The sequence below is a fragment of the Ferribacterium limneticum genome (genome assembly GCF_020510625.1).
In the GTDB taxonomy this organism is placed as follows: domain Bacteria; phylum Pseudomonadota; class Gammaproteobacteria; order Burkholderiales; family Rhodocyclaceae; genus Azonexus; species Azonexus limneticus_A.
Genome location: NZ_CP075191.1, coordinates 3,431,855 through 3,451,250, shown reverse-complemented (window position 1 = coordinate 3,451,250; position 19,396 = coordinate 3,431,855). Strand labels below are relative to the sequence as shown.

General features: G+C 60.1%; 19 protein-coding genes and 1 tRNA gene. 7 read left to right on the top strand and 13 right to left on the bottom strand.

Features of this window, described 5'->3' with window-relative positions; all coding sequences use genetic code 11:
• Positions 1-140: 140 nt before the first annotated feature.
• The 6 genes from gloA to glyQ form a co-directional block, all read right to left on the bottom strand.
• Positions 141-533, bottom strand: coding sequence for a lactoylglutathione lyase (gene gloA / locus KI617_RS16625; RefSeq protein ID WP_226448163.1), 393 nt, complete (start codon positions 531-533; stop codon positions 141-143).
• Between the two features lie 87 nt (positions 534-620).
• Positions 621-1,340, bottom strand: a complete 720-nt coding sequence (locus KI617_RS16620) for a M48 family metallopeptidase (RefSeq protein WP_226448161.1) — start codon at positions 1,338-1,340, stop codon at positions 621-623.
• The gene (locus KI617_RS16615) at positions 1,318-2,070 is read right to left on the bottom strand and encodes a lysophospholipid acyltransferase family protein (RefSeq protein WP_226448159.1); all 753 of its coding nucleotides are present in this window, start codon (positions 2,068-2,070) and stop codon (positions 1,318-1,320) included. Before KI617_RS16615 ends, KI617_RS16620 begins: the two co-directional genes overlap by 23 nt.
• The gene (gene gmhB, locus KI617_RS16610; protein ID WP_226448157.1) at positions 2,067-2,618 is read right to left on the bottom strand and encodes a D-glycero-beta-D-manno-heptose 1,7-bisphosphate 7-phosphatase; all 552 of its coding nucleotides are present in this window, start codon (positions 2,616-2,618) and stop codon (positions 2,067-2,069) included. The genes KI617_RS16615 and gmhB overlap by 4 nt, the downstream gene beginning before the upstream one ends.
• 16 nt (positions 2,619-2,634) lie before the next feature.
• Complete coding sequence (gene glyS / locus KI617_RS16605; RefSeq protein ID WP_226448155.1) at positions 2,635-4,746, bottom strand: glycine--tRNA ligase subunit beta; 2,112 nt, start codon at positions 4,744-4,746, stop codon at positions 2,635-2,637.
• Positions 4,747-4,867: 121 nt separating this feature from the next.
• Positions 4,868-5,800 carry a glycine--tRNA ligase subunit alpha gene (gene glyQ, locus KI617_RS16600; protein ID WP_226448153.1) on the bottom strand — a complete coding sequence of 311 codons (933 nt, stop codon included), beginning with the start codon at positions 5,798-5,800 and terminating at the stop codon, positions 4,868-4,870.
• 373 nt (positions 5,801-6,173) lie between these two features.
• Between glyQ and KI617_RS16595 the strand changes: the two genes are divergently transcribed.
• The gene (locus KI617_RS16595; RefSeq protein ID WP_226448151.1) at positions 6,174-6,854 is read left to right on the top strand and encodes a transglycosylase SLT domain-containing protein; all 681 of its coding nucleotides are present in this window, start codon (positions 6,174-6,176) and stop codon (positions 6,852-6,854) included.
• Between the two features lie 89 nt (positions 6,855-6,943).
• Positions 6,944-7,492 carry a peptide-methionine (S)-S-oxide reductase MsrA gene (gene msrA, locus KI617_RS16590; protein ID WP_226448149.1) on the top strand — a complete coding sequence of 183 codons (549 nt, stop codon included), beginning with the start codon at positions 6,944-6,946 and terminating at the stop codon, positions 7,490-7,492.
• Between the two features lie 48 nt (positions 7,493-7,540).
• Here msrA and lnt read toward each other — a convergent pair whose 3' ends face one another.
• Genes lnt through miaB form a run of 5 tightly spaced genes read right to left on the bottom strand, consistent with a single transcriptional unit; the run spans position 7,541 to position 12,570 of the window.
• Positions 7,541-9,004, bottom strand: coding sequence for an apolipoprotein N-acyltransferase (gene lnt, locus KI617_RS16585; protein ID WP_226448147.1), 1,464 nt, complete (start codon positions 9,002-9,004; stop codon positions 7,541-7,543).
• Positions 8,982-9,830, bottom strand: a complete 849-nt coding sequence (locus KI617_RS16580) for an HlyC/CorC family transporter (RefSeq protein ID WP_226448145.1) — start codon at positions 9,828-9,830, stop codon at positions 8,982-8,984. The genes lnt and KI617_RS16580 overlap by 23 nt, the downstream gene beginning before the upstream one ends.
• Before the next feature lie 5 nt (positions 9,831-9,835).
• Positions 9,836-10,285, bottom strand: a complete 450-nt coding sequence (ybeY, locus tag KI617_RS16575; protein WP_226448143.1) for an rRNA maturation RNase YbeY — start codon at positions 10,283-10,285, stop codon at positions 9,836-9,838.
• Positions 10,257-11,252, bottom strand: a complete 996-nt coding sequence (locus tag KI617_RS16570; RefSeq protein ID WP_226448141.1) for a PhoH family protein — start codon at positions 11,250-11,252, stop codon at positions 10,257-10,259. Before KI617_RS16570 ends, ybeY begins: the two co-directional genes overlap by 29 nt.
• Positions 11,233-12,570 carry a tRNA (N6-isopentenyl adenosine(37)-C2)-methylthiotransferase MiaB gene (gene miaB / locus KI617_RS16565; protein ID WP_226448139.1) on the bottom strand — a complete coding sequence of 446 codons (1,338 nt, stop codon included), beginning with the start codon at positions 12,568-12,570 and terminating at the stop codon, positions 11,233-11,235. The genes KI617_RS16570 and miaB overlap by 20 nt, the downstream gene beginning before the upstream one ends.
• A gap of 135 nt (positions 12,571-12,705) precedes the next feature.
• Here miaB and KI617_RS16560 point away from each other — a divergent pair.
• Positions 12,706-12,782: transfer RNA gene (locus KI617_RS16560), tRNA-Met, on the top strand.
• Positions 12,783-12,845: 63 nt separating this feature from the next.
• Here the strand turns inward: KI617_RS16560 and ahpF are convergent.
• Both ahpF and ahpC read right to left on the bottom strand, forming a co-directional pair.
• Positions 12,846-14,411, bottom strand: a complete 1,566-nt coding sequence (gene ahpF / locus KI617_RS16555; RefSeq protein WP_226448137.1) for an alkyl hydroperoxide reductase subunit F — start codon at positions 14,409-14,411, stop codon at positions 12,846-12,848.
• Positions 14,412-14,544: 133 nt separating this feature from the next.
• On the bottom strand, positions 14,545-15,108 hold the full coding sequence (ahpC, locus tag KI617_RS16550; RefSeq protein ID WP_226448135.1) for an alkyl hydroperoxide reductase subunit C: 564 nt from the start codon (positions 15,106-15,108) through the stop codon (positions 14,545-14,547).
• A 306-nt stretch (positions 15,109-15,414) separates the two neighbouring features.
• On the opposite strand from ahpC, the gene KI617_RS16545 reads away from it, so the two are divergent.
• The 4 genes from KI617_RS16545 to KI617_RS16530 all read left to right on the top strand — a co-directional run bounded on the left by KI617_RS16545 (position 15,415) and on the right by KI617_RS16530 (position 19,335).
• Positions 15,415-15,675: a chaperone NapD gene (locus KI617_RS16545; RefSeq protein WP_226448133.1), complete on the top strand. Its 261-nt coding sequence runs from the start codon at positions 15,415-15,417 to the stop codon at positions 15,673-15,675.
• Entirely contained in the window at positions 15,672-18,185 is a 2,514-nt protein-coding gene (napA, locus tag KI617_RS16540; RefSeq protein ID WP_226448131.1) for a nitrate reductase catalytic subunit NapA, read from the top strand. Before KI617_RS16545 ends, napA begins: the two co-directional genes overlap by 4 nt.
• Before the next feature lie 62 nt (positions 18,186-18,247).
• On the top strand, positions 18,248-18,688 hold the full coding sequence (locus tag KI617_RS16535; RefSeq protein WP_226448129.1) for a nitrate reductase cytochrome c-type subunit: 441 nt from the start codon (positions 18,248-18,250) through the stop codon (positions 18,686-18,688).
• Between the two features lie 17 nt (positions 18,689-18,705).
• Positions 18,706-19,335: a NapC/NirT family cytochrome c gene (locus KI617_RS16530; protein WP_226448127.1), complete on the top strand. Its 630-nt coding sequence runs from the start codon at positions 18,706-18,708 to the stop codon at positions 19,333-19,335.
• Positions 19,336-19,396 lie beyond the last annotated feature (61 nt).

Genomic DNA, 19,396 nt, shown 5'->3' with positions numbered 1-19,396 from the left:
TCCAGGCATCACACATTTGCTGGGTTCCCGCTTCGCCCGCCGCGAAGCGGAGTCCCAGGTGTGTCGAGGCCGCGGGAACGACAAACCCCAGAGGTTTTCCACTAACTGAACAGCATTCGCTTGAAGCGGCGCCTTGTCGGTCAGGAGACCGATTTCGCTTGTATGAGCTCGATCTTGTAGCCGTCCGGGTCTTCGACGAAGGCGATGATCGTGCTGCCATGTTTCATCGGCCCGGCCTCCCGGACCACCTTGCCGCCACGGGCCTTGATCCCGGCGCAGGCCGCGGCGGCATCGGGCACCGCAAGGGCGACATGGCCGAAGCCGTTACCAAGTTCGTAGGATGGCGTATCCCAGTTGTGGGTCAGTTCGAGCACGGCTTCCTTGTCTTCGGGGCCGTAACCGACGAAGGCCAGCGTGAAGCGGCCTTCCGGATAGTCCTGGCGGCGAATCAGTTGCATGCCGAGGATTTCGGTGTAGAAGGCGATCGATTTGTCGAGGTCGCCGACGCGGATCATGGTGTGCAGAATGCGCATGGTTTTTTGGTCGGTAGTAGGTGGTCGTCAGATGTTAGCGAAGTTTGGGACGCCGTGGTGCCCGGTGGTTTGGCTAAAGACTGGCGACTAATAACTGGCCACCAGCTTTGCCTGCTGGCGCAGTTCGAGGCGGCGCGCTTTCCAGTCCGGGCAGAGTTGTTCCACCACAGACCAGAAACGCGGGCTGTGGTTCATTTCCTTGAGGTGCGCCAATTCATGGCAGACGACGTAATCGATCACCGGCAGCGGCATGAAGACGAGCCGCCAGTTCAGCGCAATGTCGCCTCGGTGGTTGCAACTGCCCCAGCGAGTACGGGCCGAGGAAAGCCGCAAGGGCGGCGTTGCGACACCGAGCCGGGGGGCGTGGATTTGCAGGCGCTCGGCAAAGACGGCACGCGCTTTCTCGCGCAGGGCCTTTTCGAGTAAAGCCTTGGTGGCACCGGCATTGACCGGATGGAGGTAGAGGGTGCCGGGGCCGAACTGCCAGCGGGAGCGACCAACGCTGGTCAGCGCAATGGTCAGCGGCTCGCCGAGGAGGGGAATGATCGTGCCGTCGGTGATTTCCAGTTTGCCGGGCGCCGGGCGGTCGCGCCACGCGGCCAGTTTGTCGAGCACCCAGTCGCCGTGCTGGTGAATCAGTTTTTCAATATCGCCGATCCGGGCCCTGGTCGGGGCGCCGACCCGCAGGCCGCGGTGGTCGATGCTCAGGCCGATGGTGCGCCGCTGGCTGCGCCGCAGTTGATACGATACGTCCGCACCGCCAATGGCGATGCGGTGGCTCGTTTCAGGTGGCGTTGTGCTGGGCATCCGAGTAACGGTGCGGCGAAATGCGGTGCATCTCTTCTTCGATCCAGGCTTCGGCCTTCTGGTTGACCTCGGCCTCGGTCATGCCGGTGGCGTCGAAGGCCGGGCCGATGCTGACGGTGACGGTGCCTGGCGTTTTCAGGAAGGCCTGACGCGGCCAGAGTTCGCCGGCATCGTGGGCAATCGGCACGACCTTGCAGCCAACGCGGGTGGCAAGATAGGCGCCGCCCGGCTTGTAGCGTTTCTTCTGGCCCGGCGCGACACGCGTGCCTTCCGGGAAGAGGATGACATAGAAGCCTTGCTTGAGGCGTTCGCGCCCCTGGATGACGACCTGGTCCAGCGCATCCTTGCCGGCGGTGCGGTCGATGGAGATCATCTTCATCGCAGCCAGACCCCAGCCGACCAGTGGCACCTTGAGCAATTCCTTCTTTAGCACGAAAACGCAGTAGGCGCCGTTCGGCACGGTGTCCTGCAGCGTCATCGTTTCCCAGGCGGACTGATGCTTGGCGAGAATGACGCAGGGCTCCTGCGGCATGTTTTCGAGGCCGATGACCTTGGGGCGGATGCCGAGGATATTCTCGACGCCGAACTGGATGCCGAGGCGCCACAGCTTGCCGAAGCGGTAGCCCCACAGGCCGCGCAGGGCCAGTGCAGCGATGACGACGAGCGGTGCGGTCAGGATCGACCAGACGATGGCATAGGCCATGAAGACGCTGGAACGCAGGGTCTTCATGCCGTGGTTTCCTTGAGGATGGCATCGACGGCGGCGGAGAGATCGCGGAATTCCAGCGTGCCTTCCGGTAGGTCGCCATCCGCCTTGGTCTTCTCGCCCTTGCCGGTCAGTACCAGCATCGGCAGGCAACCGGCTGCGGCGCAGGCCTGCAGGTCGCGCAGCGAGTCGCCGACGGCGGGGACGCCCTTGAGGTCGATATTCAGCGTTTCGGAGATGCGCTTGAACATGCCGGGTTTCGGCTTGCGGCAATCGCACTGCGAATCGGCGGCGTGCGGGCAGAAGAAAATGGCATCGATCCGCCCGCCCAGCGCCACCACGGCCTTGTGCATCTTGGTGTGGATCTGGTTCAGCGTTTCCATGTCGAACAAACCCCGCCCAACCCCCGACTGGTTGGTTGCCACGACCACCTTGTAGCCGCTCTGGCTGAGGCGGGCGATGGCTTCCAGGCTGCCGGGAATCGGCTTCCACTCGGCCGGGTTCTTGATGAACTGGGCCGAGTCGAAATTGATGACGCCGTCGCGGTCGAGGATGACGAGTTTTGTGGGCATGGCGGCCTTCCTGCTTTTAGGCGGACAGCTTGGAGATATCGGCGATCTGGTTCATCGCCGCATGCAGCTTGGCGAGCAGGCCGAGACGGTTGGCGCGCAGGGCCGGGTCTTCGGCATTGACCATCACGTCATCGAAGAAGGCATCGACCGGCGCCCGCAGCGCGGCCAGAGCCTGCAGCGACTCGGTGTAGTCGCCGGTGTTGAAGGCGATGTCTGCTTGCGGGACGACGTTCGATAGTGCGGCATACAAGGATATTTCGGCAGCTTCAACGAGCAATGCATTATCGATGTCTGCTTGCGGCCAAATGGGGAGTTTTTTCAGGATGTTACTAACCCGCTTGTTGGCGGCGGCCAGCGCGGCGGCTTCCGGCAGCGCGGCAAAGGCGCGTACGGCAGCCAAGCGCTTTGGAATGTCGCCCAGACGTTTGGGTTGTGGCGAGACTACGGCATCAACTTCCTGTGCCGTGTAACCCTGCTCACGCAGGTTGCCGGCGAGGCGGTCGTAGATGAAATCGTAGAGGGCGTTGATGTTGAGCTGGAAGCCCTCAATGCCGTTGAACTGGGCAAAGACGCAATTGAACAGTTTGTCGATAGGCAAGTTGAGATTGCTCTCGGCCAGCATGCGGATGACCCCCAGAGCATGGCGGCGCAGCGCGAACGGGTCGCGGTCGCCGGTCGGGATCTGGCCAATGCCGAACATGCCGACCAGGGTTTCCAGTTTGTCGGCGAGGGCGACGACGGTGCCGACTAGGTTGCGCGGCAATGAATCGCCGGCAAAGCGTGGCTTATAGTGGTCTTCTATGGCATCGGCGACGTCGGGGCGAAGGCCATCGTTCAGAGCGTAATAGCGCCCCATGATGCCCTGCAGTTCCGGGAATTCGCCGACCATGTCGGTCAGCAAGTCAGTTTTTGATAACAGGGCTGCTTCGTTAACTTTGTGGGCCAACTCAACATCGCATAATTCGTTTGCAATGGCGCGTGCAATTGCTGCAACACGTTCCGTACGTTCGCCTTGGGTACCCAATTTGTTGTGATACACAACTTTGGACAGACCGGGAATACGGTCCATTAGCGATTTCTTGCGGTCCTGGTCAAAGAAGAACTTGGCATCGGCCAGGCGCGGGCGGACGACGCGCTCGTTGCCGCCGATCACGGCCGACGCATCTTCCGGGCTGATGTTGCTGACGACCAGGAACTTGTTGGTCAGCTTGCCGGTGGCGTCGAGCAGCGGGAAGTATTTCTGGTTGGCCTTCATGGTCAGGATCAGGCATTCCTGCGGCACGGCGAGGAATTCCTGTTCGAACTGGCCGATCAGCACATTAGGGCGCTCGACCAGTGCAGTCACTTCGTCGAGCAGGGCGTCGTCGTCGATCGGCTTGCCGCCGGCCTGGGCGGCTGCGGCTTCAAGTTGGCGGGCGATTTCGGCCCGGCGCTCGGCGAACGAGGCGATCACGGCGCCATCGGTGGCCAGCTTGGCGGCGTATTCATCGGCATTGCCAAAGACGACCGGATCGACGGCCGCTTCAAAGCGGTGACCGCGCGTTTCACGGCCGGCATTCAGGCCGAGTACGGCGACCGGCACGACATCGCTGCCATGCAAGGCGACCAGGCCATGCGCCGGACGGACGAAATTGACGCTGCTCCAGCCATCCTGCAACTGGTAGGTCATGACCTTGGGGATCGGCAGCGCGGCCAATGCGGCCTCGATGGCCTTCTGCAGGCCTTCCGCCAGCGTAGCTCCCTTGGCCAGGCTGTCGAAGAACAGCACATCGGCCTTGCCATCGTTTTCACGACGCAGGCTGGCGACCACGGAGGCATCGGCACCCAGGGCGGCCAGCTTCTTGAGCAGGGCCGGTGTGGCATTGCCGGCGGCGTCGAGGCCGACAGCAACGGGCATCAGCTTCTGGGCGACCGGCTTGTCGGCCGCCACAGCGGCAACTTCGGTGACGTGGGCGGCCAGGCGCCGTGGCGAGGCGTAGGCAGTGACGCTGGCCGTCGCCGGGGCCAGACCGGCATTTTTCAGGGAGTTGGCCAGCGCGGCAGAGAAGGCTTCGCCGAGCTTCTTCAGCGCCTTGGGCGGCAGTTCCTCGACGAACAGTTCAACGAGAAGGTTTTTCGTAGTGCTCATGCTTGTTTCCTGTCATTCCCGCGCAGGCGGGAATCCATGGTTGTTCGGGGCGTCTGGATTCCCGTTTTTGTGCACCAAGGGAAGTGCCCTTGGGGTGCGGGAATGACGTGACCGGGGGTCATCAGGCAGCTTTCTTTTCAATCTGGGCCAGCACTTCGGCCGCCCATTCCTTCGGCGCCATCGGGAAGCCGAGGCGGGCGCGGCTGTCGAGATAGGCTTGCGCCACGGCACGGGCCAGGTTGCGGATGCGGCCGATGTAGGCGGCGCGCTCAGTGACCGAAATGGCGCCACGGGCGTCGAGCAGGTTGAAGGTGTGGGCGGCTTTCAGCACTTGCTCGTAGGCCGGCAGCGCCAGTTGGGCGCCCATCAGGTGCTGGGCCTGCTTTTCGTGCGCACCGAAGGCGGTGAACAGGAAATCGGCGTCGGAGTGCTCGAAGTTGTAGGTCGATTGCTCGACTTCGTTCTGGTGATAGACGTCGCCGTAGGTCAGGCCTTCCGTCCACGTCAGGTCGAAGACGTTCTCGACGCCCTGCAGGTACATGGCCAGACGCTCAAGACCGTAGGTGATTTCGCCGGTGATCGGCTTGCAGTCGATGCCGCCGACCTGCTGGAAGTAGGTGAACTGCGTCACTTCCATGCCGTTCATCCAGACTTCCCAACCGAGGCCCCAGGCGCCGAGCGTCGGGTTTTCCCAGTCGTCTTCGACAAAACGGACGTCGTTCTTCTTGAGGTCGAAACCGAGGGCTTCGAGCGAGCCGAGGTAGAGCTCGAGAATATTGTCCGGCGCCGGCTTGAGCACCACCTGGAACTGGTAGTAGTGCTGCATGCGGTTCGGGTTCTCGCCGTAGCGGCCGTCCTTCGGGCGGCGGGAAGGCTGCACGTAGGCGGCTTTCCATGGCTCGGGGCCGATGGCGCGCAGGAAGGTGGCGGTGTGGCTGGTGCCGGCACCAACTTCCATGTCGTAGGGCTGAAGCAGGGCACAGCCCTTGTTGCTCCAGTACTGTTGCAAACGCAGGATGATTTCCTGGAAGGTCGGTTTCTTGCTGGTCGTCATCGGACGCACTCGGTGTAAGCGGAAACCCGTGATTTTACTAGCTTTTGCCATGATTCGGCAGAGCCCCGCCAGCTTGGGTTTTGGCCGCGTTTGGGCCGTGCATTTTGCCGCCTGGGCAGGGGTCCGTTTTTGATCAAGTGTTGTTGCTGTGCAACACTGTTGCCTTCGATTTGGCGGCTTTGTTTTGACTTAATTCAATGTAATCAATAAACTGGAATTTATGTTGCGGTGCAACATCGGATTTCCCGGCGCAAACGTGCCTTTTCTGTGGATTCGGGCGACAAGACATTCTGTGCCCGACCGATGTCGTATCCCCCTGTAACCGTTCGCTGTCGGAGTCTTTTTCCGCAGTGGCAACAGTGAAGGAGGTCACATGATCGCTTCGACCGTTCTCCCGTCTGCTCTGCAGCGCGTCTCTACCGTAGCTCTCGATTTTCTCCAGAAGTTCCTGATGATCGCGGGCCTTGTTTTCATCGTTGGCTTGATCGGCGTACAAACCGGCCGTCTCGACCTGGTCGAGAATTTCAAGTCGCTTCTGCCCAATGCCGAAGCCTCCGTGGTGGAAGAAGTATCCGCCGAAGAGCCTGAACCTGAAGAAGCTTCGCTCAACGCCCGCATGCGGGGTGCCATGAACTATGTTTCCCGGCGTTATCGCGTCTCCGACGAGGCCTTGATGCCAATTTTTGCCACAGCCCAGGCGGTTGGTCGCGAATTGCATCTCGACCCCCTGCTGATCATCGCGGTGATTGGTGTCGAATCCGGCTTCAATCCCTTCTCGCAAAGCGTTTTCGGGGCACAGGGCCTGATGCAGGTCGTGCCGCGTTTCCATCACGACAAGTTGCCGGAAGACGCAGCCTCTTTCCTTGATCCGGTGACCAACGTCCAGGTCGGCGCCCGCGTCCTCAAGGAATCGATCAGCCGCAACGGCGGTCTGGAAGACGGCTTGCAGCAATTCGGCGGCGCAACCAATGATGCCAGTCGCCGCTACTCAAGCAAGGTGCTGGCTGAGAAGCAGCGCCTGGAGCAGGCGGTACAGCGTCTTCGCGCCGCCTGATCCTTGCGGCGGCCTGGCCGCCAGCGATGCCAGGGAACAATCGGCATAGCGCGTGGTCCGAAGGGCATCGTTAGGATTCAGGGAAGCCCATGTCGCAATCTGCTCATTCTCTCGCCACGCTGGCCGGTGGCTGCTTCTGGTGTCTGGAGGCCGCCTTCGAACAACTCGAAGGCGTAGTGGCCGTGCTGCCCGGTTACATGGGTGGGCACGACCCCCGGCCGACTTACGAAGCCGTCTGTCGTGGCGACAGTGGCCATGCTGAAGTCGTGCAGATTGAATTCGATCCGGCAATCATCGATTTCGAAACCTTGCTGACCGCCTTCTTCACCATTCACGACCCGACAACGCTGAATCGTCAGGGGCATGACGTGGGTACGCAATACCGCTCGGCCATCTATTTCCACGATGCAGGCCAGCAGTCCGTGGCCGAGGCGATGATTGCCCGCCTCAATGCCGAAGGCGTCTGGAGTGCGCCCATCGTGACCGAGGTCACGCCGGCGACTACCTTCTTCGTGGCTGAGGATTACCACCATCAGTATTTTCGGCGGAATCCCTACCAGGGTTACTGCATGGCAGTGGTTGCGCCCAAAGCGATGAAGCTGCGGCAGATTTTTGCTGAGCGCCTCAAGGCGGCGTAGTCTGCCTTGCTTCAGGGCCGCCCGACTGGCCGCCTGAGCCTTGAGTGGTCAGCGCTTCCGTTTCAGACTTAGCAGAAGCATCAGCGCAATCAAGCCGACTGCGGGCCAGTCTCCAAAGCGTCCGTAGGGCGTCATGCCCGTGTGGGCGCGAACTTCGCCGCGCAACACAGCTGTTTCAAAGGCCGGCAGCACTGCGCTGATCCGGCCGCGGGCGTCGACGATGGCGGTCATCCCGGTGTTGGTGGCGCGCAGCATCGGGCGGCCGGTTTCCAGGGCGCGCATCTGGGCGATCTGCAGGTGTTGGGGCTGAGCCAGCGAGTGCCCGAACCAGGCGGTATTCGACAGATTGGCTAGGATGCCGGCCTCCGGCAGGGGGCGAATGATCTCGTTACCGAAGACGTCTTCGTAGCAGATGTTGATCGCTACTTTCTGGCCGGCCACGGCGAGCGGCGCCTGTTTTTCCGGGCCGCGGGTGAAGGACGAGGCCGGGATGTTGGCGTAGGCCATGAACCAGGCGAAGCCGGGCGGAATGAACTCGCCGTAGGGCACCAGATGGCTCTTGCTATAGACCTGCAGCGGCGAGCTGCCGAGGCTGACGGCGCTGTTGTAGTAGGCGCTTCCGTCGCCGGTCAGGGTGCCGAAGATCAGGTCGCCGCCCTGGCGCTGGGCCAGGGCCTTGAGGGCATCGAGATAGTCGCCTGGCAACTGGTCGATGAAGACCGGCATGGCGGTTTCAGGCAGCAGCGTCAGTTGGGCCGGGTTGGTGTCGATCAGCTCGCGATAGAGGTTCAGTGTGCGGATGAAGGCTTCCGGCCGGAATTTCATTTCCTGAGGGATGTTGCCCTGGATCAGCGCCACGCTGACCGGCTCACCTTGCGCCTGGGTCCATTCAACTTGCTGCAAGCCAAGGCCGGAGAGAGAGAGCAGCGCGATACCGGCCAGGCCGATGCGCCAGCGCAGCAGCAGGGCGCCGGCCAGGGCGACCAGCAGTGACAGACCATATACGCCGAGTAGCGGGGCGAATCCGGCCAGGGGGCTGGGGGGCGCCTGCGAGTAGCCGACCGCCAGCCAGGGGAAGCCCGTGAAAATCCAGCTTCTAAGCCAGTCGCCGGCGGCGAGCAGGGCGGCGAACAGCAGTGCTTGTTGCCAAAAATCGGCTGGTTGCCAGCGTTTGAAAATTCCGCCGGCCAACATCGGGAACAGCGCCATCACCGTGCAGAACAGGAAGGCAGCCGGGCCGGCCAGCCACCACGGCATGCCGCCGAATACCGACAGGCTGACGTAAACCCAGGAGACGCCGCACAGGAAGAAACCGAGGCCGAAGCTCAGGCCGGTGAGCAGGCCTTCGCGGGAGGATTCGGTGCGCTGCAGCAGGGTGAACAAGCCAAACCAGACCAATGGGGCCAGCCAGAACAGGCCAAATGGGGCAAAACACAGGACGCTGGCGGCACCGACAAGTGCCGCCAGGCCCAAGCGGTGCAGCGACCGGTCAGGCAGTCGCTTTGTCGGCACCGGTCTGTAGTTTGGGTTGGTCGACGAGCAGGGTGTAGAGCCGACGGCTGTCGGCACGCAGCACCTGGAAGCGCGTGCCGTCGATGTCGACGATTTCGTTGCGCTTTGGCATGCGGCCGAGGTGGCGCAGGATCAGGCCGCCCACCGTGTCGAATTCGTCGTCGGAGTATTTGGTCGAGAAAGCCTCGTTGAAATCCTCGATTTCGGTGCGTGCCTTGACGCGGTAACGACCGGAGGCATCGAGGCGAATATTGTCGTGGGCTTCGTCGAAGTCGTATTCGTCTTCGATGTCGCCAACGATTTGTTCCAGCACGTCCTCGATGGTGACCAGGCCGGCGACACCGCCATATTCGTTGACGACGATGGCCATGTGGTTGCGCGAAACACGGAATTCACGCAGCAGCACGTTGAGGCGCTTGGATTCTGGAATGAACACGGCCGGGCGCAGCCAGTCGCGCAGGGTGAAGTCTTTTTCGGTGTGGACGCGCAGCAGATCCTTGGCCAGCAGGATGCCGAGGACGTTGTCGCGGTCGCCATCGACGACCGGAAAACGCGAGTGGGCGGCTTCGATGACGATGGGAATGATTTCGTCCAACGGGTCGTCGATGTCGATGGCGTCCATCTGGGCTCGCGGGATCATCACGTCGGTTACGCGGGTTTCGGAGGCGGCCAGCGCGCCTTCGATGATGGTCAGCGCATCGGCGTCCATCAGGTTGCGCTCGTAAGCGCTGTGCAGAATCTTGATCAGCTGCTCGCGGTCTTCAGGTTCGCGCAGCAGCAGGGAGGTCAGGCGTTCGATAAAACTCGGTTTACTGTCACTATCCATGATGTTTAAACCGCATACGGGTCTGGATAACCCATGGCGGCGAGAATCTCCTTTTCTTCGTCTTCCATTGCCTGGGCATCGTCGTCGTTGTCGTGATCCCAGCCTTGCAAATGCAGCATACCATGCACCGTCAGGTGCGCGTAATGGGCGTCCAGCGGCTTGTTCTGCTCGGCCGCCTCACGCGCCACGACGCTCGGGCAGATGACCAGGTCGCCCATTACCACCGGCTCGGTATCGTAGGGAAAGGACAACACGTTGGTCGCGTAATCCTTGCTGCGATACTCCTTGTTCAGCGACTGGCCTTCGTCGGCGTCGACCAGCCGAATGGTGATTTCGCCGCCGCCAACCAGTGCGGCCCGGGCCCAGCGCACAAAATCCGCCCGCAAGGGTAGCCCTTCACGGTTACAGGCGTATTGCACCGAAAGATTAAGTCGTTGGCTGGCTGCGTTTTTCATAGGCGTCGACGATGCGGGCGACCAGCGGGTGGCGCACCACATCTTCCTTCTTGAAGTGGTTGAAAGACAGACCGCGCACCCCATCCAGGATGTCGATCGCTTCCTTGAGGCCGCTCTTGTGGCCCTTGGGCAGGTCGATCTGCGTGATGTCGCCGGTGACGACGGCCTTGGCGCCGATGCCGATGCGGGTCAGGAACATCTTCATCTGCTCCGGCGTCGTGTTTTGCGCCTCGTCGAGGATGATGAAGGCGTGGTTCAAGGTGCGGCCGCGCATGAAAGCCAGCGGGGCGATTTCTATGGCGCGCTTTTCGTACAGTTTGGCGACGCGGTCAGCGCCCATCAGGTCATACAGCGCGTCGTAGAGCGGGCGCAGATAGGGGTCGATTTTCTGCGTCAGGTCGCCAGGCAGAAAGCCCAGGCGCTCGCCGGCTTCGACGGCCGGCCGGGTCAGGATGATGCGCTCGACCAGGTCGCGCTCGAAGGCATCGACGGCGGAAGCAACGGCCAGATAGGTCTTGCCAGTGCCGGCCGGGCCAATGCCGAAGGTGATGTCGTGTTCCTGAATGGCCTTCAGGTAAGCCACCTGACGTGGCGTACGGCCATGCAGGTCTGTCTTGCGGGTGATCAGTTGCGGGCCATCGACTGGGCCTTCGGAGCGCTGCGAAACCCGACGGACCGGCGCGTTGGTCAGTTCGATCAGGCCGAGCTGGATTTCATCTACCGACAGCGGCGCCCGCGACATGGCGTAAAAGTGCCGGATGGCATCCGCCGTCAGGCGGGCCTTTTCGCCCAGGATCGAAAAGCGTTCGTTGCGGCGACGGATTACTACGTCAAAGCCGGTTTCGATCTGCCGGATGTTTTCGTCCAGTGGCCCGCACAGATTGGCTAATTGGCCATTGTCAACCGGTGTCAGCGCCAGTTCGACCGGCTTCTGCTTCGGCGCCGGTTTAGTCTTCTCGGATGACAATTTCGCCCCTCAGGCTGTGCGACAAGGACGACGTGATGCGGACATCGACAAAGGTATTGATCAGACGTGGGTTGCCGGCAAAGTTGACGATGCGGTTGTTGTCGGTTCGTCCTGCCAGTTCGTGCACATCCTTTTTCGAGGTGCCTTCGACCTGCACGCGCTGGATGCTGCCGACCATGGCCTGGCTGATAACTTGCGCCATTTCATCAATGCGCTTCTGCAGACGGCTCAGGCGGGCTGATTTCACTTCCGGCGGGGTCGCGTCTTCCAGATCGAGAGCAGGAGTCCCCGGGCGTGGGCTGTAGATGAAGGAGAAGGAATTGTCGAAGCCGACATCCTCGATCAGCTTCATGGTTTTCTCGAAATCCTCGTCTGTTTCGCCGGGAAAACCGATGATGAAGTCGGACGACAACGAAATGTCAGGCCGTGCTGCACGCAGCTTGCGGATGATCGACTTGTATTCGAGTGTTGTGTAGCCACGCTTCATTGCTGCCAGTACACGGTCTGAGCCAGCCTGCACCGGCAAGTGCAGGTGCGAGACCAGCTTGGGCTGGGTGGCATAGGTGTCGATCAGCCGCTGCGTCATTTCGCGCGGATGCGAGGTTGTGTAGCGAATGCGCTCGATACCCGGTATCTCGGCGATGTACTCGATCAGCAAGGCGAGATCAGCCTTTTCCTCGGTGCCTTCCATGTCGCCACGATAAGCATTGACGTTCTGGCCGAGCAGCGTCACTTCGCCAACGCCATGGGCCGCCAGATCGGCCACTTCGGTCAGCACATCGTTGAACGGGCGAGAAACCTCGCCGCCACGGGTGTAGGGCACGATGCAGAAGGTGCAGAACTTGGAGCAACCTTCCATGATCGAGACAAAAGCCGAGGCGCCCTTGATTTCAGATGGCGGCATGGCATCGAATTTCTCGATTTCCGGGAAGGAAACATCAACCGCCGCCTTGCCCTTGGCCTTGCGCTCTGCGATCAGTTGCGGCAAACGGTGCAGCGTCTGCGGACCAAAGACGATATCGACATAGGGAGCGCGCGCCACGATGGCATCGCCTTCCTGGCTGGCGACACAACCGCCGACGCCGATCACCAGGTTGGGATTCAGCTGCTTCAGGTGGCGAACACGGCCGAGGTCATGGAAAACCTTCTCTTGTGCTTTCTCGCGCACCGAGCAGGTATTGAACAGGATGATGTCGGCTTCTTCCGGGTTGTCGATCTTGATGACACCTTCGGAAGCGTTGAGTACGTCGGCCATTTTGTCCGAGTCGTACTCATTCATCTGGCACCCAAAGGTGCGGATGAACAGTTTTTTGGGCATGGAATTACTTTATAAATCAGTGGGTGCCGCTTCGGTAGTCAGGCGGCGGAAAAGTCCCGAATTATAACCGACTGGAAATTTGGTTGACCGGCCAAGCGTCTGCCAACTATAATCCGCGCCCTCTGCTCTGAGCGTGGTGATGTAGCTCAGACGGTTAGAGCGATGGATTCATAACCCATAGGTCGGCAGTTCGATTCTGCCCATCACCACCACGCAAAAAAAGCAAAAGGCCAACTCAGCGAGTTGGCCTTTTGTCTTTCTGGCAGCGGCTAGGATCAGGTCGGTGCCGACGTCCGGATCAGGTGGTCGAAAGCGCTCAGCGAAGCCGTTGCGCCAGCCCCCATGGCGATGATGATCTGCTTGTAGGGCACGGTGGTGCAATCGCCGGCGGCGAAAACGCCAGGCACACTGGTGTGACCTTTGGCATCGATCTCGATTTCGCCAAAGCGCGACAGGTTTACTGTGCCCTTCAACCAGTCGGTGTTGGGCAGCAGGCCGATCTGGACAAAGATGCCTTCGAGCTCGACATGCCTGATTTCTTCCGTAACGCGGTCTTTGTAGGTGATGCCGTTGACCTTCTGGCCGTCGCCGGTCACTTCGGTGGTTTGCGCCGACTTGATCACCGTGACGTTGGGCAGGCTGTAGAGCTTGTTTTGCAGCACGGCATCGGCGCGCAGGGTATCGGCGAATTCGAGCAGGGTCACATGAGCAACGATGCCAGCCAGGTCGATGGCCGCTTCGACGCCGGAGTTGCCGCCGCCGATGACCGCAACGCGCTTGCCCTTGAACAGCGGGCCGTCACAGTGCGGGCAGAAGCAGACACCCTTCGCCTTGTATTCCTTCTCGCCGGGTACGTTCATTTCACGCCAGCGGGCGCCGGTGGAGAGGATGACCGTCTTGGCCTGCAGCTTCGCGCCGTTTTCGAGTTCGAGCGCAATCAGACCGCCATTTTCGCTGGCCGGAATCAGCTTGCTGGCGCGTTGCAGGTTCATCACATCGACGTCGTATTCCTTGACGTGTTGCTCCAGCGAGGCGACCAGCTTCGGGCCTTCGGTGTGGCTGACCGAGATGAAGTTTTCGATGCCCAGCGTGTCCATGACCTGACCGCCGAAACGCTCGGCCACGATGCCGGTGCGGATGCCCTTGCGGGCAGCGTAGATGGATGCTGCCGCGCCGGCCGGGCCGCCGCCGACGACGAGCACATCGAAGGCTTCTTTCTTGCCGAGTTCTTCGGCGGCGCGGGCGGCGGCGCCGGTGTCGACCTTGGCCAGAATTTCTTCGATCAGCATGCGGCCGGCGCCGAATTCAGCATCGTTCAGGTAGGTGGTCGGCACGGCCATGATCTGGCGAGAGTTCACTTCGTCCTGGAACATGGCGCCGTCGATCATCGTGCTGGTGACGCCGGGGTTGAGTACGGCCATCAGATTCAGTGCCTGCACAACGTCCGGGCAATTGTGGCAGGACAGCGAGATGTAGGTCTCGAAGTCAAAGCTGCCGGGCAGGGCCTTGATTTGGTCAATGACCGATTGTTCAACCTTGGGCGGATGGCCGCCGGTCTGCAGCAGGGCGAGCACCAGCGAGGTGAATTCGTGGCCCATCGGCAGGCCGGCAAAATGGATGCGCGGCGTTTCGCCGGGCAGGCCGACGGCGAACGAGGGGACACGGGCGAAGCCGGCGTTTTCGCGCAAGCTGACCTTGTTCGAACATTCGAGGATGTCGTTGATCAGTGCTCGCATTTCCTGGCCCTTGGCGCTGTCGTCCAGCGTGGCGACCAGTTCGATGGGGCGTTGCAGGCGTTCGAGATAGGCCTTTAATTGGCCTTTGATGGCGGTGTCGAGCATGGTGCTGTTCTCCCTTGAAACTGTTTTTGAATTTCACTGAAAAACTGCGGTGCGCCGCAGCTTTTCGCTGAAATCCCGCCGCCAGGTAGCGGCGGGTTTCTTTTTGTTGTTTATCTCTGTTGGCGGTTGGGGCTTAGATCTTGCCGACCAGGTCCAGCGACGGAGCCAGAGTCTTTTCGCCTTCCTTCCACTTGGCCGGGCAGACTTCGTTCGGGTGGCTGGCGGTGTATTGGGCGGCCTTCAGCTTGCGCAGGGTCTCGGAAACGTCGCGGGCGATTTCGTTGGAGTGAATTTCAACGGTCTTGATCATGCCATCCGGATTGATCACGAAGGTGCCGCGCAGGGCCAGGCCTTCCTCATCGATATGCACGTCGAAGGCACGGGTCAGGGCGTGGGTCGGGTCGCCGACCAGCGGGAACTGGGCCTTGCCGACAGCCGGGGAGGTTTCGTGCCAGACCTTGTGCGAGAAGTGGGTGTCGGTGGTGACGATGTACACCTCGGCGCCGGCCTTCTGGAACTCGGCGTAGTTGTTGGCGGCATCTTCGATTTCAGTCGGGCAGTTGAAGGTGAAGGCGGCCGGCATGAAAATCAGCACGGACCACTTGCCCTTCAGGCTGGCATCGGTGACTTCAATGAACTTCCCGTTATGGAAAGCCTGGGCCTTGAACGGTTGAACCTGGGTGTTGATAAGCGACATCGGGTTTCTCCTTGCTTGGGTTTGGGTGAGTTGTGCGGTGAAGACAGATCGAATGATAGGTAAGACTTCGCGATTGTTCCAATTGATTGCATTAATACCGCCGATAGCTGATCGGAATCGTGATTCGCCGGATTCTGCCTGTGGTGCGTAGTTAAAAAGTATTAACAAATTCTTGGCGTTGGTACTAGATTGAGTTATCCGTGCGAGTGGAGTTGACTCAAATCAATTGAATACCCCTACTAATCGGAGAGATTACGCCCCGTGGCAGTTCGTTCTGCCGTCTGCATTTTCAGGAGGTTGTCCCGCATGAATATTTCCAGTGCCATTTTGCATATAACGCCCGGTCGCCTGGCTGAGGCGCGCGAGGCTTTGCTCAAGCTTTCCGGCCTGGAGATTCATGCCGAGACCCCGGAAGGGAAAATGGTCGTCGTGCTGGAAGATGACGATCTTGAGTCGGCCGCCAACAAGTATGTGACCCTGCACGGTTTGCCCGGTGTCGCATCGGTTGCCATGGTCTATCAGTACAGTGACGACGAATCAGTAGAAACCGAGGAGGTACAAGCGTGAAACTCAATCGACGCGATTTTATCAAGGCCAATGCGGCCGCGGCAGCCATGTCGGCGGCCGGCATGGCTGCTCCTGGAACGGCGCTGGCCCAAGGCAAGGACGATATCCGCTGGGACAAGGCGGCTTGCCGCTTCTGTGGCACCGGTTGCGGCGTGCTGGTGGGCACTCAGGATGGCCGTGTGGTCGCTACTCAGGGTGACCCGGATGCGCCGGTTAACCGCGGCTTGAACTGCATCAAGGGCTACTTCCTCTCCAAGATCATGTACGGTTCCGACCGTCTGACGACGCCCATGCTGCGCATGAAGGATGGCAAGTTCGACAAGAACGGTGACTTCAAGCCGATTTCCTGGAAGCAGGCTTTCGACATTATGGAAGAGAAGTGCAAGGCGACGCTCAAGGCCAAGGGAGCGGACGGTATCGCCATGTTCGGTTCGGGCCAATGGACGATCTGGGAAGGTTATGCCGCTTCCAAGCTTTGGAAAGCTGGCTTCCGCTCCAACAATCTCGATCCCAATGCCCGCCATTGCATGGCCTCCGCTGTTGCAGGCTTCATGCGCACCTTCGGTATCGACGAGCCGATGGGCTGCTACGACGACATCGAGCATGCCGATGCCTTCTTCCTGTGGGGCTCGAACATGGCCGAGATGCACCCCATCCTGTGGACGCGCATTACGGACCGCAAGCTGTCGAGCAAGAACGTCAAGGTCGGTGTGCTGTCCACCTTTGAGCACCGTTCGTTCGAACTGGCTGACATCCCGATGGTGTTCAAGCCTAATACCGATCTGGCGATCCTGAACTTCATCTGTCATCACATCATCACGACGGGTAAGGTCAATCAGGACTTCGTCAGCAAGCACGTCAATTTCAAGAAGGGCGAAACCGATATTGGCTTCGGCCTGCGTCCGACCCATCCGTTGGAAAAGAAAGCGACCAGCAACGGTTATCCGGGTGAAGATGGTAAGCCGAAGGGGGATACTGGCAAGTCGACGCCGATTACCTTCGATGAATTCAAGAAATTCGTCTCCGACTACACGGCTGACAAGGTGTCCAAGCTGTCCGGCGTGCCGTCCAAAGACCTGATCGCCATGGCCGAGTTGTATGCCGACCCGAAGGTCAAGTGCGTTTCCTTCTGGACCATGGGTTTCAACCAGCACACGCGCGGTACGTGGGTCAATAACATGATCTACAACGTGCACCTGTTGGTCGGCAAGATTTCCGAGCCCGGCAACAGCCCGTTCTCGCTGACCGGTCAGCCGTCTGCCTGCGGTACGGCACGCGAAGTCGGTACCTTCTCCCATCGCCTGCCAGCCGATATGGTCGTTACCAATCCGGAGCACCGCAAGCACACCGAGGAAATCTGGGGGCTGCCGGACGGCACCATTAACCCGAAGGTTGGTCTGCATGCCGTCGCAATGGCCCGTGCGCTGAAGGACGGCAAGGTCAATTTCTACTGGCAGCAGTGCAACAACAACATGCAGGCCGGTCCGAACATCAACGAAGAACTGTATCCGGGCTGGCGCAAGCCGGAGAACTTCATCGTCGTGTCCGACCCGTACCCGACGGTGTCCGCCATGGCCGCCGACCTGATCCTGCCGACTGCCATGTGGGTCGAAAAGGAAGGTGCTTACGGTAACGCCGAGCGTCGTACCCAGTTCTGGCGCCAGCAAGTCAAGGCGCCGGGCGAGGCTCGCTCCGATGTCTGGCAGGTGATGGAATTTGCCAAGCGGTTCAAGGTTGAGGAAGTGTGGCCGGCCGAGTTGATCGCCAAGGATGCCAAGCTGAAGGGCAAGACCTTGTTCGACATCCTCTACGCCAACGGCGTGGTGAACAAGTACAAGCTGTCTGAAACTGCGCCGGGTTTCGAAAACGACGATTCCAAGATGCTTGGCTTTTACATTCAGAAGGGTCTGTTCGAGGAGTACGCCAAGTTTGGTCGTGGTCATGGTCACGATCTGGCACCATTCGATCAGTATCACAAGGCGCGCGGCCTGCGTTGGCCGGTGGTCGAAGGCAAGGAAACCCTGTGGCGCTTCCGCGAAGGCTACGACCCCTACGTCAAGAAGGGTGAGGGCATCAAGTTCTACGGCCACAAGGACGGTAAGGCAGTCATCTTCGCGCTGCCGTACCAGGATCCCCCAGAAATGCCGGATGCCGAATATAACCTGTGGATGTGTACTGGTCGCGTTCTGGAACACTGGCACACCGGCTCGATGACTCGCCGCGTTCCGGAGCTCTATAAATCCTTCCCGGATGCCGTGGTATTCATGCACCCGGACGATGCTCGCGACCGTGGCCTGCAGCGCGGCATGGAGGTCAAGATCGCCTCCCGTCGTGGCGAGGTGGTCATGCGTGTCGAAACGCGTGGTCGCAACAAGCCGCCCCGTGGCCTGGTCTTCATTCCATTCTTCGATGCCGGCCGTCTGGTTAACAAGGTGACCCTTGATGCGACCTGCCCGATTTCCAAGGAAACGGACTACAAGAAGTGCGCGGTCAAGGTGACCAAGGCCTGATTCAACGATAACAACGAACAGCGGTCGGCACAGCAAGCCGGCCGCCTCTCGGAGGTGAAAAGATGAAATTGATTACCACTCTGGCCTTGGCCGCCGGCATCGCCTTGGGCGGCATCGGCATGGTCAGCGCACAGGAACTGGTCAACGAAATTGGTGGCGTGACGATCGAGGGGAACTCCAAGGTCAATATGTTCAAGCCGGAAAAGGACCAGTCCAACATCCAGCGCAACTTCCAGAAGCAGCCGCCGCTGATTCCGCACAGCGTCAAGGGCTACAACATCACGCAGAACTTCAACAAGTGTATGGACTGCCACTCCAAGGAGCGCGCCGAGGAAACCGGTGCAACCAAGGTGGCCAAGTCTCATTACCTCGACCGCGAGGACAACAAGTTGAAGAACATCTCGCCGCGCCGTTACTTCTGCATGCAGTGCCATGTGCCGCAGTTCGACGCCAAGCCGCTGGTCGAGAATACCTATAAACCAGCCGCCAAGAAGGGGGAATGATGAGTCTGAAGAATCTTATGCCCACCTGGGTTCAACGCATTGGCGTGACGACGGCCCTGTTGCTGTTTGTTGCCGGTATCGTTTTCTGGGGCGGCTTTAACTGGGCGCTGGAGGCTACCAACAAGGAATCCTTCTGTATTTCCTGTCACGAGATGGAAGAGAACGTGTTTCGGGAGTACCAGAACACGGTGCACTACACCAACCGTACCGGCGTCCGTGCCACCTGCCCGGATTGCCACGTGCCGAAGGAGTGGGGGCCGAAGATGATTCGCAAGATTCAGGCTTCCAACGAGGTGTTGCACAAAATCCTCGGCACTATCGATACGCCGGAGAAGTTCAACAAGAAACGTCATGAGCTGGCCCAGAATGAATGGGCGCGCATGAAGAAGTCTGATTCCCGCGAGTGCCGTAATTGCCATAACTTCGCTTACATGGACTACACCGAGCAGGGCGACCGTCCGGCCCGCATGCATCCGAAGGCGTTTGACGAAGGCAAGACCTGTATCGACTGTCACAAGGGTATCGCCCACCAGTTGCCGCAGATCGACCAGCATATCGGCAAGCAGAATGAGGGCGCGCTTGAGATTTCACACGGTGAAAAATCGGCTGAACCAGTCAAGGAAGAAGCCAAAGCAGAGAGCAAGTAATCGCTTTTTGAAAGGCCTTACTACAAACCCGGCTCCGCGCCGGGTTTGTTTATTCCGCGCA